This is a genomic window from Pseudomonas sp. TNT2022 ID642 (assembly GCF_028656995.1).
Lineage (GTDB): Bacteria > Pseudomonadota > Gammaproteobacteria > Pseudomonadales > Pseudomonadaceae > Aquipseudomonas.
In genome coordinates this window covers 457,140-474,069 of the sequence record NZ_JAMDGW010000001.1, presented here as the reverse complement: position 1 = coordinate 474,069, position 16,930 = coordinate 457,140, and the positions used below count along the sequence as shown (strand labels likewise).

Here is a 16,930-nt window from a genome sequence, read left to right as displayed (position 1 = left end):
GCTCTACAAAGTGGCCCGCATTGTTCCAGCCCTAGAGGGATTTGGGAACAGCTGCGGGCCAGACGGTTAAAAGCCAAGTCAAAAGATCGCAGCCTACGGCAGCTCCTACAGAGAAACGCGTTCCCATGTAGGAGCTGCCGCAGGCTGCGATCTTTTTAGAGCATCACAGGTTAGTGACCATTCCCCGAATGTCCACCGGCATGCCCTGCCCCCGGCCCTTTACCGGCCTCGCCTTTGCGCCCGCCCTCAGCCTCATGCCCCGCCGCTGCGGCCGCTTTCTCAGCCTCTTTGCCAAGCTGATCAATCGCCTGCAAATTGCTCTTGCGCACTGACTCGACGAAGCCCTGATACGGCAGATCCGTCACGCCCACCAGACCAAAGTGACCATTCTCGCCATCGAGCAAACGCCCGGTCACCGGTTGATCGAGATACTGGAACCAATGCACGCCGACAATCGACGGTTCGCTCAAGGCCTGTTTGAGGAAGTTGGCGTACGCCGGGCCGCGATCTTCTTCCTTGGCCACTTGCGTGACGCCGCCCCAGAATGGGCCACGATCCGCTGAGCCGAAGTTGAATTCAGTGATCAATACCGGTTTGTCCAAAGCACCCAGCGCGGCAAAGTCATAACCATCCTGCGGCTTCAGCGTGTACATGTTGAAGCTCAGTACATCGCAATACTGCGCGCAGGAGGCCACAGCTTCCGGGGTGCTGATGGCGAAGCGACCACCAAGCAGCAGCTGGTTCGGCGCGTGCCATTTCAGCGAGTCGGAGATAGTCTTGAAGTAAGTGTCGGCGAAGACTTTCTGGAAATATTTGAAGTCCGCCTCGATTTCCGGATGCTCGGGATTCGGCAGCGGTGGCACGAAACCCGGATCCTCCATCAACTCCCACGCCGGCAGATCGATGCCCCACGCCTTCGACAGCCCCGCCTGATTGCGGTACTTGTCGCGCAATTGCTTGAGGAATGCACGTTTGGCCGGTACGTCAGTGGTCATTTTCAGCGTGCCATAAGCCAACGCGTAGCGGGATTTCGGATCATCGCCGGGACCGGCCCACGCCAGTTCATTGTCGGCGTAGTAGCCGACCAGCCATGGATCGTCACGGTGATCGCGGGCAGCGATGGCGACGGCGCGCTCGGTGGCCATGGCGAAACGCGGATCGAATGGATCCGGCATACCGCCCCACCAGTCGCTGCCGGTGCTGATGCTGGTGTAGTCACCGACAATCGACAGCGGCAAGGTGTATGGCACGCGATCGGCATCACTCAGCGAATCGGCACTCCAGTTACCGACCGTGTTGAAGCCCCAGGCTTGCAGGCGATCGAGCGTGTGGCTGGCCCACTGCTGCTCATCGATGGTGGCCTTGCACGGTTCGGCAGCCTGTTCTGTCGTCGCTTGTACGGTTTCAGTCTTGGCCGCTTCAGCGACTCCGGACTTCGGCTCGGCAGGTACAGGGGCAGGCTCGGCGGCCTGGACGGCGGCCGTTTCAGCGGCTGCAGACTTGGCCGCTTCCGCTACCCCGGACTTGCTTTCACTGTCGGCTTTGCACGGCTCACCGTACACGCGCTGCAGGTTGGCGCCGTAGAAGTCGTACCAGCGCCCGTTGCCATAACCCCGGCCCTGATCAACACCATTGCCGCCACGGTTGTCACCTTCGCCAAAATGTCTGGCCAATGGCTCATCAGCTTTAGGCAAGGATTCGAACATGTACTCACGGCCGGCCACGTAGGTCTGGTTGACCTGCGGGCTGACGGTGTTCACACCCAGCGAGAAAAACGGGTGACCTTCAGGCGTGACCAGATACCAGCGGCCATCGCGCTTTTCAGTGCGGAAGAAACCACTGGCCTTGAACGCCGGGCCTTTGTTCCAGCCACCGAATTTGTCCAGCGAGGACTTTTCACGCTCGGCGAGCCAGGTTTTCAGCTGTTGCTGTTCCTTGGCGGCGGCGGATTTCAATTGTTCGTCGTTGCTGACCTTTTCCGGCCACTTGCTGCGGGTCGATTGCCCGTAGGCGTCGACCAGATTGCCGTAAACGGCTTGAGTGACCGAGTCGCCGTCCTGCACGCCAAAGCGTTCGAGCAGCAAACTCTGGGCAACTTTCGGCTGATCCATGGACAGGCTCACCGAGACCACTTGGCTGCGATCGATTTCGCCGCTGCTGGCGGCCAGCAGAATCCGCTGACCATCGACTGTCATCGGCATTGGCGGCCCGGCTTTCATGCCTTGGCTCAGCGGGCTAGACGCCACCAGCGGTACCAAAAGGGTTTGCGCAGGGCCGGCCGGCAGGTCGACGCGGCTGACCAGTGTGCGGCCGTCATTGCTCTGGATTTGCACATAAACCGTCACAGCCCAGTTCATCGCGCTCTGCAAGCGCAGGGTCATCATGCCCGACTGCGACCAGTCCCACGCGCCAGTCTGCGGCGTCAGACGCAAGGTCGGGCGAGCCACCGGATTGAACGTCACCCGGCGCAGCACTTCACCTTCCGGTGTCTGTTCGGCGTTGGCTTGCGGCAGATCGGCATTTTCGGTCGCGACTTTGACCACGTCGGCGGGGCGAACGAAGTTGAACAGGGTCTGCTGACCCGCAGGCGCCGCTAACAGCGGCGTGGCGAAGATCAAAGCGAAAACGGCAGGCAACGAACGGCGGATCATAAGAACGGAGTTCTCCCTAACGACCAACAATGGCCAATGGAAAAGCGATGGCAGAGAGATAGACAACACGGCGGGCAAAACTGCCCACCGTTGTCTCAGGATATTTCACGACGGAAAGGAGGCAACGCATTGAGGATCGCCTTGCCATAGCGCTGGGTGACCAGGCGCCGATCCAGCAAGGTGATGGTGCCGCGGTCTTCTTCGGTACGCAGCAGACGCCCGCAAGCCTGAACCAGCTTGAGCGAAGCATCGGGGACAGAGATCTCCATGAACGGATTGCCGCCACGAGCCTCGATCCACTCCGACAGCGCCGCTTCGACCGGATCATCCGGCACCGAGAACGGGATCTTGGCGATCACCACGTGCTCGCAGTAGGCACCCGGCAAGTCGACACCTTCGGCAAAACTGGCGAGACCGAACAGCACGCTGGAATCACCGCCATCGACCCGCGCCTTGTGCTTGTTCAGGGTTTCCTGTTTCGACAGGTTGCCTTGAATGAACACTTGCTTGCGCCAGTCGCGGTCCAGACCGTCGAACACGTCCTGCATCTGTTTGCGCGAAGAGAACAGCACCAGCGTGCCGCGCGAGCCTTCGACCAGATCCGGCAACTCACGGATGATCGCTGCCGTGTGGGCGGCGGCATCGCGCGGATCGGCCTTCAGATCCGGCACGCGCAACACACCGGCGTCGGCGTGATGGAACGGGCTCGGCACCACAGCGGTGACGGCTTTTTTCGGCAGACCGGCGCGCATGCGGAAGCGGTCGAAAGTGCCCAGCGCCGTGAGGGTCGCCGAGGTCACCAGACAGCCGTAAGCCACGTTCCACAGGCTGCGGCGCAGGGTTTCGGCGGCGAGGATCGGGCTGGCGTTGACCTCGATGTCGAACAGCGAGCCGCTCTCGGCCAGGGTCAGCCAACGGGCCATCGGCGGACTGTCTTCCGGGTCTTCGGCGGTAAACGCCGTCCACAGTTCCCAGTTGCCCGAAGCGCGGGACAACAGGCTGCCGAACAGCGGATACCACTCTTCAGCCTGATTGCTGGCGATGCCGATGTTGACCTCGCCGTCCATGCCTTCCTTGAGCAGGTCGGTCAGGCGCGTGAACAAATCGTTGAGGCGCGAAAAGCCTTTCTTCAGCTCGATGCCCATTTCGCGCATGTGCTCGGGAATCACCCCGGCGACGAAACGATGGCGCGGACGCTCACGGCCCTCGACATCTTCGCCGGGTTTGAAGTCGGCGACCTGCTCACAGGCGCTGAACATGAACTGTTGCTGGGCCTTGATCTCGCGCGCCAGCTCCGGCACCTGCTCGATCAACTTGCCAAGGTCGCCCGGCAGCGGGTGCTGGGCCAGCAGTTTGGTCAGGTTCTTCGCGGTGGTTTCCAGCCAGTCAGCGGTGGAGCGCAGGCGTGTGTAATGGGCGAAGTGGCCGATGGCCTTGTCCGGCAGGTGGTGGCCTTCGTCGAACACATAAATGGTGTCGCGAGGGTCGGGAAGCACCGCACCGCCGCCCAAGGCCAGGTCAGCCAGAACCATGTCGTGGTTGGTGACGATCACGTCGACCTTGCCCATGCCTTCGCGGGCCTTGTAGAAGGCGCACTGGCCGAAGTTCGGGCAATGACGGTTGGTGCACTGACTGTGATCGGTGGTCAGCCGCGCCCAGTCGGCGTCTTCCAGCGCATTCGGCCAGCTGTCGCGGTCGCCGTCCCATTTATTGCCGGCGAGTTTTTCGATCATGCTGGTGAATAGCTTCTGACTGGCCTCATCGACCTCGATCTTGAAGCCTTCTTCTTCGAACAGCTGGGCGGTGGCGGTTTGCGCGTGGCCTTCCTGCAACAGCATGTCGAGCTTGGACAGGCACATGTAGCGGCCACGGCCCTTGGCCAGCGCGAAAGTGAAATTCAGCCCGCTATTGCGCATCAGGTCGGGCAAATCCTTGTAAACGATCTGCTCTTGCAGGGCCACGGTCGCGGTGGCGATCACCAGGCGTTTGCCGGCCAGTTTTGCAGTAGGGATCGCTGCCAGGCTGTAGGCCACTGTCTTGCCGGTACCGGTGCCGGCTTCCACCGCGACAATCGCGGGGTCGCCACTGCGCCGGCCTTCGTCGTCGGTGTCGATATCCCCGAGGACTTTGGCGATTTCAGCGATCATCAGGCGCTGGCCGTAACGCGGCTTGAGGCTCTTGGCCTCTAGAAAACGCGAGTAGGCGCCCTGGATCGTGGTTTTGAGTTCAGTGCTGATCATTGAGTGTCGGGCGCAAAAAACGCTGGATAAATTTTCAGTGGTTTGGATCGGCGGCTATCATACCCCGCGAATCGATCCTGCGCAGAACGGAGTAACCCAATGACACTTTTTAGCCTCGTTTATCCCCTGCATGTTCTGTCCGCCCTGGTCTGGGTGGGCGGCATGTTTTTCGCCTGGATGGTCCTGCGCCCCGCGGCTGTGAAGGCCCTCGACGGCCCTGCCCGACTGACCTTGTGGGTGGAAGTGTTTCAGGGTTTTTTCCGTTGGGTCTGGGTCGCGGTGATCCTGTTGCCGATCAGCGGCGTGGGCATGTTGCATTTGCAGCAAGTCGGTTTCGAGACCGCGCCGAAGTATGTGCAGGTGATGATGGGCTTGTATGTGGTGATGACGGCACTGTTTATCCGCATTCAGGGGTTGATGCTGCCGGAGCTGCGTACGGCGGTGGAGGCTAAGGACTGGCCGGCAGGTGCGGCAGTGCTGGGGCGGATTCGCCGGGTGGTGGGGCTCAATCTGATTGTCGGGTTGGTGTTGGTGGCGATTGCGGCGGCTCGGCCGATATTCTGAAGATAGGGGCAAAGATCAAAAGCCCCTCACCCTAGCCCTCTCCCGGAGGGAGAGGGAACTGAATGGGGGATATTGAAGAGTTACGCCGACCTGAAGGATTAGCTTTGAATCCATAATCGACACGGTTTTTCAGGTCGATGGATAGCCTGAGTCACCTCGGTCGGCCCCCTCTCCCTCCGGGAGAGGGCTGGGCGGGCGGCGTTCCGATGAGGGTCTGTTTTTACAAGCGTTGCACAGTCACAGCCCCCGCCGCCCCCACCGGCCCAGGCTGTCCATCAGCCCCGGCCTTGCCATTCTTGCCGCCATCGGCGCGATACACCAGGCAACCCTTGGACTTGCCGCCCTTCCCTGCTTTGCCGCCAACACCCGCCGGGCCACCAGCACCGCCGGCGACATTGACCTTGATCAGCTCAGCCGGAAACTCGCGCGGCACTTCCAGCCGCACCAGCGCACCCGGTGCGCCCGGTTGGCCATCACTGCCGTTGCTCCCATCAAAACCATGCCCGGCCGAGCCATAAGTGCAGCCCGGGTCTTCACCGTTGCCGCCATCGAGGCCAACAAAACCTGGTGCGCCGGTGCCGCCACGGGCATCGACCAACAGTTGCGGCGCGTTCAACGCCTTGAATTGCAGATTCAGATTGCGCCCGGCACGGGCGGCTTTTTCATAAGTACCCGGTGCACCCCGTGCAGTAATCCGGCTGCCATCGCTCAGCTCTGCACGAACGACCTTCATCTCCAAAGCGTTCTCGCTCGGAACGATCGCAATACGGGCTTCATGGCCAAGACGCAACTCGCCCACGGTCAGTTCGGTCACATTGGCAGGAATCAGCAACGTGCCGTAATCGGCCACTTCCAGTTTTTCCAGCTGCAACGTACTGGCCGTATTGGGCAAACGCATCAGCGAGTTGGTTTCAACACTGACCACTTGGGCACAGGCCAATGGGCTGATGAATGCAGCGAGCAAGCAGAGTTTACGCATGGGAAGAAGCCTCCGGAGCGGCCGGGGCCGGGATGGTTTGCAGGTGGAAAACGCCAAACAACAGGATGCGACCACGGTCACGCCAAGGGTGCTCACGCCCCTTGAGGCTGCGATTGCTCAGCAGCACTTCGAGCACATGGATCAGCAACAACAGACCGCCAGCCAGATTGACCAGCAGATGCAGCGGATGTACGAACGGCACCAACTGATTGGCCAGCACCACGCAGCAGAACAGCAGGGTCAACAACCGCCCCAGCCCCCAGAACACTTTCATACGCCCCCCGTGTTGCGAATTATTCTTTGGGCGCACAGTAACGGCTTCTGCGGGGGATAAGCCAGAGGGATAAATGAAAAAACTTCCATCGTCTGCCAAATGGCTGCCGGGACGACGGTGATTATCGCCCGGCAGCTCTAGCCTGCGCCCTACAGACGCGTCCTATCGGTTGATGTGCAACTCCACACGACGGTTCTGCGCGCGCCCCTCATCGCTGGCGTTATCGGCAACCGGCTCACTTTCACCGCGCCCTTCACTGGTGAGTTTGTTCGGCGCCAGCCCTTGGCTCAGCAGATACGCGGCAACACTGCTCGCACGCCGTTCCGACAATGCCTGGTTGTAGGCATCCGAACCTTTGCTGTCGGTGTGGCCGATGACTTTGATGCTCACCACGTCGGCATTGCGCAGTTTGTCCATCAGCGTATCGAGCTGGGCTTTCGCCGCCGGCGTGAGATCGGACTTGTCGAAATCGAACAGCACGTTGCCGGCATCGCTGAGGGTGATGACTTCAGTTTGCGGTGCGGGCTCCGGCACTTTTTCCGTGACCGGATACTGCGGCAGCGGGCAACCACGATGATCGACCGGGGTATTTTCAGGTGTGTCCGGGCAACGGTCGCGGCGGTCGAACACGCCGTCGTCGTCTTCATCGCCGTCCTGGGCATAACAGATCAGTCCGCCGGTAAGAATCCCCAGCGCTGCGCCGCCACCGGCCCAGCCGCCACTTTCAATGGCGCCGAGACCGCCACCGACCAGCCCGCCGATAAGGCTGCAGATCGGCCACGTACGTTGATTGAGGGGTGCAGTGCCATCGCTGTGGGTGGCGCAACCGGTGAGCAAGCTGCCTAGCAGTAGCACCGGCAAGACGGACCTTGAGAAAACAGTCATTGTGAAAGCTCCTGTGTCACCGGCCCATACCGGTTACACAGGAGTAAAGACCCGCATCCGCGACTGCACAAGCCGCGGATGCGAGAGGGGCTTAACGCTGGATTTTGATTTCGGTACGACGGTTTTGCGCGCGACCGTCCGCAGTTTTGTTGTCGGCCACTGGCTGGCTTTCACCCAGACCGGACACCGAAACGAAGCTGGCGCGTGGCACACCTTGCTGGATCAGGTAGTCCACCACCGAATGCGCACGACGATCGGACAGTTTTTTGTTGTAGGCATCGCTGCCCACGCTGTCGGTATGACCGGTCACGGTCAGTTGCGCCGTCGAGGATTCCTGTTTCAGGCGGGTGGCGACCTTGTCGAGCACTTGCTTGTCAGGGCCGGTCAGCGTGGCTTTGTCGAACTGGAAGTGCACGTCACGGATAACAATGGTTTCTTCCTTGACCACTACAGCTTCTTCGACCACGGGTGCAGGCGCTGGTGGAGGGCAACCGTCGGCGTCGACCTGTACGCCTTTAGGCGTGCCCGGGCACTTGTCGCGACTGTCCGGCACGCCATCGCCGTCTTCGTCGCCATCACCGTGTACCCAGCAATAGGCCGCTGCCGTACCACCGACGATCAGCGCGCCGTAGCCCGCCCACGCCGAACTCTCGGTGGCGCCGAGACCGGCACCAACGACACCACCGACCGCCGCACAGGTCGGCCAGTCGGTTTTCTGCAAACCTGCGCAACCAGTCAACACACTGGTTAGCAGAATCAAAGGTAATGCTGTCCGAACTATGCTCATCTGGTTTTCTCCTGAGGGATCGGCTTAAAACCGATTCAGGGAGTAAAGACCGGAGTTTTAATCTCCGCCAGCAATAGGCCACCGCTGTTTGCGACCGTGTTCACAGGACTTTGGCGCTTTTGTCGGAAAGCCGCGTGACAGGGCGCTAGGCTCCGGTGATGGAGCGCGCTAGTCTTGGCGATCTGATTGAGGAGCTTCGATGAACGTCGCCATTTCTTCGCGCACGCCACAGCAGGCGTTGGCTGCTTTACTGGATCGTTACGCCCCGGCGCGCTTGCTGTTGATCGGCGCCAGCGAATTTCCGGCATTGAGTGCCTTCAAAGAGGCGCATCCTGATTGTGTTGTCGCGTATACCGCACCGGGCGCCCTGCCCGCGGCGCTGGCCGCGCAGCGTTACGATCTGGCGCTGATCGTCGACTGCCTGGAACATTTGCCCAAGCGCGATGGCCTGAATCTGTTGGGCGGGATTCGTAATCTCAACGCCAGCCGCATCGCCGTACTGGCGGATCTGGCGGCCAGCGGCTGGCAGGAAACCGACTTCTATTCGCTGGCGCTGCAAGCCAGTGAACGCTTTCAACGCGACGATCAAGTGCTGACCCTGTTCACCTACGATCTGCTTGACTACAAACAAGTCCCCGACTGGCTCAACTCACGTTTCTGGGCCAATCCGGAAAACTTCGGGAAATACTGGTGGTAATGCAATGAGTACAGCCATTTGCCCTTGCGGCAGCGGCAATCTGCTGGATGCCTGCTGCGGCCACTATCACGACGGCCATCCGGCACCTTGCGCTGAAGCGTTGATGCGTTCGCGCTACAGCGCCTATGTGCTGGGATTGATCGATTATCTGGTGATGACGACCCTGCCGGCTCAGCAAGCGGGACTGAATCGTCAGTCGATCAGCGACTGGAGTGCGCAGAGCACCTGGCTTGGTCTTGAGGTCGAGAGTTCGGAAGTGCTCGGAGGTCAGCCGGAACACGCCTTCGTCACTTTCACCGCGCGCTGGCACGATGATCAGGGTGAGCACAGCCATCGCGAGCGCTCATCGTTCGTGCAGAACGCCGGGCGCTGGTACTTCATCGACCCGACGGTGCAGTTGAAACTGGGGCGCAATGACAGTTGCCCTTGCGCCAGCGGGCAGAAGTTCAAGAAATGCTGTGCGGGGTATTTCGGCGCTTGAGGTCAAAAGATCGCAGCCTTCGGCAGCTCCTGCATGGAATGCGTTTCTCTGTAGGAGCTGCCGAAGGCTGCGATCTTTTAGCGTCTAGACTGGCACCAAAGGGAGTTAAATCATGCTCGGTTGCCAGCGCACATTACATTTTCTGTTTTTGATGCTGATCCTCAATCTCGGCGGCTGCGCGTCGTGGTTCAGCGATGACAGCGTCGAACCCGCCGTGCATCTGGTGAAAGTCGAAGTGGTGCGCGCCAAACTGCTCGAACAGAAATTCATCCTGCACTTTCGCATCGACAATCCCAACGACAGCGACCTGACCGTACGCGGCCTCGAATACCGTATTCATCTGGCGGACATGTTGCTGACTGAGGGCGAGCATGAACACTGGTTCACCGTCGGGCCGAAACGCAGCGCGTATTTCAAAGTGCCGATCCGCACCAACCTGTGGCCTCGGGTAAAAGACGTTGTGAAAATGCTGAAAAGTCCCAACCAGCAGATCCCCTATCGTTTGCAGGGCGAGATGGAAACCGGTTTATTCATCGCCCACTACGTGCACCTTGAGCGCAATGGCGTGATAATCCCCGCCGATTTAATTCCGGAGCAACACCGATGACCCAGCAACCTCATGTCCATGGCCCTGACTGCAACCACGATCATGACCATCATCACGAACATGACCACGGCCATGTTCACGGCCCGAACTGCGGCCACGCCCACCAGGAACCGGTGCGCAACGCCCTGAAAGACGTCGGCCGCAACGACCCGTGCCCATGCGGCAACGGCAAGAAATTCAAGAAGTGCCACGGCGCTTGATGTCCGGGGCGGACAGTCGTTTCGCCTGACAGACCGCTTTCGCGAGCAGGCTCACTCCTACAATTGACCGGGTTTCTTCAGTTGGAATGTGGTCCATTGTGGGAGCGAGCCTGCTCGCGAAGGGGCCGGCACATACGACGAAGTTTTTCAGCTAGCCACCAGAATCTGTAAAGCACTGACCACCGTCGCATACTCCCCGTGCAAATTCCCCAGCGACATCCCGTGCACCTCTTCAGCCGTGCGCAAGGTGCCAAAATAGTCGGCCTTGTCGAACGTGAAGCACGCATCCTCCGCCACCCACGCCGCAAACCCCAGATTCCCCGCCGTGCGCGCTGTCGACTCCACCGAGTTGTTGGTCGCCACACCGACGATGACCAACTGCCCGATTGCCGCCTGACGCAAGCGCGTCTCCAGGCCAGTGGCACAAAACGCATCCGGCACCTGCTTCTGAATCAGCCACTCGCCATCCTGCGGCAAAAACCGCTCCTGAAAATCCACCCCTTCCTGCTCAGGCCAAAACACCGAACCCGGCTCGCGCGACAGGTGTTGCACATGAATCACCGGCCTTGCAGTACGCCGCCATAACCCCAGCAGATCAAGGATTCGCTGTTCAGCCTGAGGATTATTCCTTCGCCCCAAACGCGGCTGCAGGATGCCTTTTTGCTGGTCGATGACGATCAGTGCAGCGTTGGCCTGAAGCTCCATGGTGTTTTTTCTCAATAAGGGGTCATTGAATTTTGCGCAGTTCAGCATCCCCCTCTCCAACCCTGCAAGGCATATCCAATGTGCACAGGTCGATCAGCGGGAAGAAATAAGCGCTCGCCCCGCTTGCGCGGCCACCTCCTGCTCACTAACGTAGCGCCTTTACTGACGCTACCCCCCGCAGGAGCTTTGCCATGGCCTCGCCAGCCCTTACTCATTTTCTTCCCCGGTTCGGCGTTGCCGCAGCAGTGGCCGGTGTTTTGGGCCTGTCCGGTTGCCAGACCTGGAACGCTCAGGACACCCTCCCGCCAACTTCCGGCGTGCAACCGCTCAAGGGCCTGGCGCAGAATGTTTCGGTGCGACGCAATGCCATGGGCATGCCGTTGATCGAGAGCAACACTTTCCACGACGCGCTGTTCAGCCTCGGCTACGTCCATGCCGGCGACCGCATCAACCAGATGGTCACCCTGCGCCTGCTCGCTCAGGGCCGTTTGGCGGAAATGTCCGGCGCGTCGATGCTCGACGCCGACCGCTACATGCGCGCGGTCAATCTGAAGAAAAGCGCCGGCGAGCTGTACAAAGCCTCGTCGCCACGCCTCAAGCGTTTCTTCGAAGTCTATGCGCGGGGTGTCAACGCCTACCTGTTCCGCTACGCCGACAAGTTGCCGGGCGACCTCGCTTCCAGCGGTTACAAGCCGGAATACTGGAAACCGGAAGATTCGGCGCTGATTTTCGCCCTGCTGAATTTCAGCCAGTCGGCCAACCTGCCGGAAGAAATTGAATCCTTGGTGCTCGCGCAAACCGTGACCAGTGACAAACTCGCCTGGCTGACGCCGTCCGCACCCGACGAAAACCTGCCACTGGCCGAGGCCGACAAGCTGCAAGGCCTCAAGCTCAACGGGCAGATCCCGGGGCTGACCGAGCTGAGCAACGCCAGCCAGCAACTGTCGGCGCTGAACCTGCTCGGCACCACGTCTTCAAACAACTGGGCGATCGCCCCGCAACGCAGCCGCAGCGGCAAGAGCCTGCTGGCCAGCGACGCCCATGGGCCGCTCGCCGCGCCATCGTTGTGGAGCTTCGTGCAGATTCGCGCACCGAAATATCAAGCCGCCGGCGTTACGGTGGCCGGTTTGCCGCTGGTCCTCGGTGGTTTCAACGGCAAAGTGGCGTGGAGCATGACCAGCGTGCTCGGCGACAACCAGGATCTGTTCCTGGAAAAAATCCGCCGCCAGGGCAGCAGCCTGACCTACGAGGTCAACGGCAAATGGCAACCGCTGGGCGTGCGCAACGAAACCTACTTCGTCAAAGGCCAGCGGCCGATTCGCGAAGCGGTGTACGAAACCCGTCACGGCGCGCTGCTCAACAGTGCTCAGGCAGCAGCGCAAGGCAACGGCTACGGTCTGGCCTTGCAGACGCCGAGCTTCACCGATGACAAATCGCTGGATGCGTTTTTTGATCTGACCCGTGCGCAAACGGTTGAACGTGCCTCGGATGCCAGCCGCGAGATCCGCGCCATCGCCTTGAATCTGGTGTTCGCCGATGCGAGCAATATTGGCTGGCAGGTCACCGGACGTTTCCCCAACCGCCGTGAAGGCGAAGGCCTGCTGCCGTCGCCGGGCTGGGAAGGTCGTTACGACTGGGACGGTTACGCCGACCCGATGCTGCACCCGTACGATCAGGATCCGGCGCAAGGCTGGCTCGGCACCGCCAACCAGCGTGTGATTCCTCACGGCTACGGCATGCAACTGTCCAACTCTTGGGCAGCGCCGGAGCGCGGCGAACGTCTGGCCGAACTGGCCGGCAGCGGCAAACACGACAGCCGCAGCGTGATCGCCATGCAGTACGACCAGACCACCACCTTCGCCGCCAAGCTGAAGAAAGTCTTCGAAGCGCCGGGTATGAAACAACCGCTGAAACAGGCGATCGATACCCTGCCGGAAGCGGATCGCAGCAAGGCACGCGAGGCGTTCACGCGGTTGATGGCATTCGACGGCAAGCTCAGCCCGACCTCGGCGGATGCGGCGATCTATGAGTTGTTCCTGCAGGAAAGCATGAAGCAGATCTTCCTTGACGAACTCGGCCCGGAATCGAGCCCGGCGTGGAAAGCGTTTATTGCCAATGGTGATTTGTCTTATGCGGCGCAGGCCGATCATCTGTTGGGGCGTGAAGACAGTCCGTTCTGGGATGACATTCGCACGCCGCAGAAAGAGGACAAAGCCGTGATTCTCGCCCGCAGCTTTGCCGCAGCGATCAGCGCGGGCGAGAGTCAGTTGGGTGGCGATCACAGAACCTGGCAGTGGGGCAAATTGCACAGCTATGTGTGGAAGAACAGCAATGGTCAGATCGTGCGTGGGCCGCTGGCGGCCGGTGGCGATCACACCACGTTGAACACTTCGGCGTTCGCTTGGGGTCAGGACTTCACCACCACCCGCGCGCCGTCGATGCGCTTCATCGTCGACTTCGGCCAGACTGAACCGTTGATGGGGCAGAACGGTACGGGGCAATCGGGTAATCCGGTCAGCCCGAATTACCTCAATGGCATCGATGCGTGGTTGAAGGGGCAATACATCGGCTTGCCGATGCAGCCGCAGAACTTTGATCGGGTGTATGGCAAAACCCGCCTGACCCTTACTCCCGGCAAATAAGCTGTAAATCAAGAGCCCCTCACCCTAACCCTCTCCCGGAGGGAGAGGGGACTGATTGGGGGATGCTTGAGTCATACGCCGACCTGAAAGGGCACTGCCGAATCCGGAATTTGCTCGGTTCAACTCGTCGGGCATCTCGGTCGGCCTTGTAAATCAAAAGCCCCTCACCCTAGCCCTCTCCCAAAGGGAGAGGGGACTGTTTGCGGGATGCGGCAGGTCTACGCCGACCTGAAACTGTTGTACCGAATCCGGAGTTAACTTGGTTCGTGCTCTGCAGAATCCTGAGTTAAGCCGGTTCATGCTCTGCCAAATCCATAATCGGCGCGGTTTTTCAGGTCGATGTAGCTCGCCAGCCACCTCGGTCGGCCCCCTCTCCCTCTGGGAGAGGGCTGGGGTGAGGGTTGCTCTTCAAAGTCGATAGAACTTCCGGACACGCGCCAGCCTCATAGCTAACAAGCCCTCCATTCTGGTAATGACATGGACCTTGTTATCGCCCGCCCCGAAGGCCTTTATTGCCCTGCGGGAGATTTCTACATTGACCCGTGGCGCCCCGTCGAGCGCTCGGTCATTACCCATGCCCACGGCGATCACGCCCGCACCGGCAACCAGCATTACCTCGCCAGCAGCGCCAGCGAAGGGATTTTGCGCGCGCGTCTAGGGCAGGACATCAACCTGCAAACCCTCGCCTATGGCCAGCGTCTGACGCACCACGGTGTCACCCTGAGTTTTCACCCCGCCGGCCACGTGCTCGGTTCGGCGCAAGTACGCCTGGAATACGGTGGCGAAGTCTGGGTCGCGTCCGGCGACTACAAGATCGAACCGGACGGCACCTGCGCCCCGTTCGAACCGGTGCGCTGCCACACCTTTATCACCGAATCGACCTTCGGCCTGCCGATCTACCGCTGGCAGCCACAGGCGCAGGTGTTCAGCGAGATCAATCAGTGGTGGGCTGCGAACATCGCCGCCGGCAAGGCCAGCGTGTTGTTCTGCTACTCGTTCGGCAAGGCCCAGCGAATTCTCCACGGCATCGACGAAAGCCTCGGCCCGATCCTCAGCCACGGTGCGGTCGAACCGCTGAACCGGGTCTACCGCGAGGCTGGTGTGTACCTGCCGCCGACGATCTACGCCGGCGACGTGAAAAAAAGCGATCCGATCATGCGCCAGGCCCTGGTCATCGCCCCGCCCTCGGCGGGAGGCAGCACCTGGATGCGCCGCTTCGGCGAGTTCAGCGACGCATTTGCCAGTGGCTGGATGCGATTGCGCGGCACCCGACGGCGGCGCGGTGTGGATCGCGGTTTCGTGCTCTCCGATCACGCCGACTGGCCCGGCCTGCTCTGGGCCATTGAGCAAACCGGCGCAGAGCGGGTGATGGTCACCCACGGCTCGATCGGTGTGCTCGTACGGCATCTGCGCGAAAAGGGCCTGGATGCCCAGGGTTTCAACACCGAATACGGCGATGACGAAGAAGAAAACATCGCCACCGAACCGACCATCGCCGAGATGCCAGCATGAAAGCATTCGCCGAGTTGTACGCCGAACTCGACGCGACCACGTCAAGCAACGCCAAACTGGCGGCGATGCAGGCTTACTTCGCCCAGGCCGAACCGCATGATACCGCGTGGGCGGTGTACTTTCTCTCCGGTGGCCGGCCCCGGCAACTGGTGCCGGTCCGAATTCTGCGCGAACTCGCCGTCTCAGTCTCCGGCCTAGAGCCGTGGCTGTTCGAGGAAAGCTATCAAGCAGTCGGCGACCTGGCGGAAACCATTTCCCTGGTACTCGCAGAAAACCCGCACAGCTCCGACGCCGGCCTCGCCGAATGGATCGAAGAAAAACTCCTGCCGCTGCGCGGTGAAACCCCAGAGTACTTGAGCCGACAACTGCCTGCCCTGTGGGCGCAACTGGATCGATCGAGCCTGATGCTGTGCATCAAATTGATCACCGGCAGTTTCCGCGTCGGTGTCTCGAAACTACTGGTCACCCGGGCTTTGGCCTCGATGGCCGGGCTGGACAGCAAACGTGTGGCGCAGCGCTTGGTCGGTTACACCGATCTGTCGAACCGGCCGAGCGCGGCCAGTTATCTGAAACTGATCGCCCCTGAGTCCAGCGATGAACATGCCCAGCGCGGTGGCCAGCCCTACCCGTTTTTCCTCGCCCACGCGTTGTCGCAACCGGTCGAAGAGTTTGAAACGCTGATCGGCCCTGCGAGCAACTGGCAGATTGAATGGAAATGGGATGGCATCCGCGCACAAGTGGTCAAGCGTGAAGGCCGGCTGTGGATTTGGTCGCGGGGCGAAGAACTGGTCACCGAGCGTTTTCCCGAACTGGATGTGCTGGTGCACGGCCTGCCTGACGGCACGGTGATCGACGGCGAGATCGTCGTGTGGAAAAGCACGCATCCGCGCACCGAAGACGCCTTTGATCCGCAATCGACCGAACCACCGGCGGTGCAACCCTTCGCCTTGCTGCAACAACGCATCGGCCGCAAAACCCTCGACAAGAAAATCCTCGAAGAGGTGCCGGTGGTGGTGCTCGCCTACGACTTGCTCGAATGGCAAGGTGAAGACTGGCGCAACCAGCCGCAGGCCAAACGCCGCGCGCAACTGGAAGAAGTCATCGCCCGCTGTAACAGCCCGGTACTGCTGCCCTCACCGGTGCTGACCGGCAGCGACTGGTTCGACCTCGCCCGCCAGCGCGAGTCATCGCGGCGCTTGGGTGTTGAGGGCATGATGCTCAAGGCGCGGGACTCCCTGTACGGGGTTGGCCGCACCAAGGACATGGGCGTGTGGTGGAAGTGGAAAGTCGATCCGTTCAGTGTCGATGCCGTGTTGATTTACGCGCAGCGCGGCCATGGTCGGCGGGCCAGTTTGTACAGCGATTACACCTTTGCCGTGTGGGACGGCCCGCCCGATTCGAGTCAGCGCGCGCTGGTGCCGTTCGCCAAGGCGTATTCGGGGCTGACCGATGAAGAGATGCGCCAGGTCGACAGCATTGTGCGCAAGACCACCGTGGAAAAATTCGGCCCGGTGAGCAGTGTGAAGCCGAGTCTGGTGTTTGAGCTGGGTTTCGAAGGCATCGCCCTCTCACGGCGGCACAAGAGTGGGATTGCCGTGCGGTTTCCGAGGATGCTGCGCTGGCGACAGGATAAAACCGTCGACGAAGCGGACAGCCTAGCCACTTTGCAAGACTTGCTGGCCTGACCCCTTTTCCCGGGACAACAC

Annotated in this window: 15 protein-coding genes; 8 read left to right on the top strand and 7 right to left on the bottom strand. The window is 60.8% G+C overall.

Annotated elements, in window-relative coordinates:
- Positions 1–170: 170 nt before the first annotated feature.
- Complete coding sequence (locus tag M5G26_RS02195) at positions 171–2,651, bottom strand: beta-galactosidase (RefSeq protein WP_273914325.1); 2,481 nt, start codon at positions 2,649–2,651, stop codon at positions 171–173.
- A 95-nt stretch (positions 2,652–2,746) separates the two neighbouring features.
- Complete coding sequence (dinG, locus tag M5G26_RS02190) at positions 2,747–4,891, bottom strand: ATP-dependent DNA helicase DinG (protein ID WP_273914324.1); 2,145 nt, start codon at positions 4,889–4,891, stop codon at positions 2,747–2,749.
- A 99-nt stretch (positions 4,892–4,990) separates the two neighbouring features.
- Between dinG and M5G26_RS02185 the strand changes: the two genes are divergently transcribed.
- Positions 4,991–5,455 (top strand): CopD family protein, encoded by a 465-nt coding sequence (locus M5G26_RS02185; protein WP_273914323.1) that lies wholly within the window; start codon positions 4,991–4,993, stop codon positions 5,453–5,455.
- Between the two features lie 220 nt (positions 5,456–5,675).
- Here M5G26_RS02185 and M5G26_RS02180 read toward each other — a convergent pair whose 3' ends face one another.
- The 4 genes from M5G26_RS02180 to M5G26_RS02165 all read right to left on the bottom strand — a co-directional run bounded on the left by M5G26_RS02180 (position 5,676) and on the right by M5G26_RS02165 (position 8,380).
- On the bottom strand, positions 5,676–6,434 hold the full coding sequence (locus M5G26_RS02180) for a collagen-like protein (RefSeq protein WP_150749385.1): 759 nt from the start codon (positions 6,432–6,434) through the stop codon (positions 5,676–5,678).
- Positions 6,427–6,708: a DUF1145 domain-containing protein gene (locus M5G26_RS02175; protein WP_273914322.1), complete on the bottom strand. Its 282-nt coding sequence runs from the start codon at positions 6,706–6,708 to the stop codon at positions 6,427–6,429. Before M5G26_RS02175 ends, M5G26_RS02180 begins: the two co-directional genes overlap by 8 nt.
- A 162-nt stretch (positions 6,709–6,870) precedes the next feature.
- Positions 6,871–7,593, bottom strand: coding sequence for an OmpA family protein (locus M5G26_RS02170; protein ID WP_273914321.1), 723 nt, complete (start codon positions 7,591–7,593; stop codon positions 6,871–6,873).
- 91 nt (positions 7,594–7,684) lie between these two features.
- Complete coding sequence (locus tag M5G26_RS02165) at positions 7,685–8,380, bottom strand: OmpA family protein (RefSeq protein WP_273914320.1); 696 nt, start codon at positions 8,378–8,380, stop codon at positions 7,685–7,687.
- Positions 8,381–8,579: 199 nt separating this feature from the next.
- On the opposite strand from M5G26_RS02165, the gene M5G26_RS02160 reads away from it, so the two are divergent.
- From M5G26_RS02160 to M5G26_RS02145, 4 genes are all read left to right on the top strand, one after another.
- Positions 8,580–9,077, top strand: coding sequence for a DUF6231 family protein (locus M5G26_RS02160; protein ID WP_273914319.1), 498 nt, complete (start codon positions 8,580–8,582; stop codon positions 9,075–9,077).
- Between the two features lie 4 nt (positions 9,078–9,081).
- A complete protein-coding gene (locus M5G26_RS02155; protein ID WP_273914318.1) occupies positions 9,082–9,558 on the top strand; it encodes a YchJ family protein in 477 nt (158 codons plus the stop codon).
- Between the two features lie 112 nt (positions 9,559–9,670).
- Complete coding sequence (locus M5G26_RS02150) at positions 9,671–10,165, top strand: LEA type 2 family protein (protein ID WP_273914317.1); 495 nt, start codon at positions 9,671–9,673, stop codon at positions 10,163–10,165.
- Positions 10,162–10,365, top strand: a complete 204-nt coding sequence (locus M5G26_RS02145; RefSeq protein WP_034154967.1) for an SEC-C metal-binding domain-containing protein — start codon at positions 10,162–10,164, stop codon at positions 10,363–10,365. Before M5G26_RS02150 ends, M5G26_RS02145 begins: the two co-directional genes overlap by 4 nt.
- Positions 10,366–10,512: 147 nt before the next feature.
- Here M5G26_RS02145 and M5G26_RS02140 read toward each other — a convergent pair whose 3' ends face one another.
- Positions 10,513–11,070, bottom strand: a complete 558-nt coding sequence (locus tag M5G26_RS02140; RefSeq protein WP_273914316.1) for a cysteine hydrolase family protein — start codon at positions 11,068–11,070, stop codon at positions 10,513–10,515.
- A 191-nt stretch (positions 11,071–11,261) separates the two neighbouring features.
- Here M5G26_RS02140 and M5G26_RS02135 point away from each other — a divergent pair, with 191 nt between their 5' ends.
- From M5G26_RS02135 to M5G26_RS02125, 3 genes are all read left to right on the top strand, one after another.
- Entirely contained in the window at positions 11,262–13,712 is a 2,451-nt protein-coding gene (locus tag M5G26_RS02135) for a penicillin acylase family protein (protein ID WP_273914315.1), read from the top strand.
- Positions 13,713–14,189: 477 nt separating this feature from the next.
- Positions 14,190–15,224 (top strand): ligase-associated DNA damage response exonuclease, encoded by a 1,035-nt coding sequence (locus M5G26_RS02130; RefSeq protein ID WP_134176844.1) that lies wholly within the window; start codon positions 14,190–14,192, stop codon positions 15,222–15,224.
- The gene (locus M5G26_RS02125) at positions 15,221–16,909 is read left to right on the top strand and encodes an ATP-dependent DNA ligase (protein ID WP_273914314.1); all 1,689 of its coding nucleotides are present in this window, start codon (positions 15,221–15,223) and stop codon (positions 16,907–16,909) included. The genes M5G26_RS02130 and M5G26_RS02125 overlap by 4 nt, the downstream gene beginning before the upstream one ends.
- Positions 16,910–16,930 lie beyond the last annotated feature (21 nt).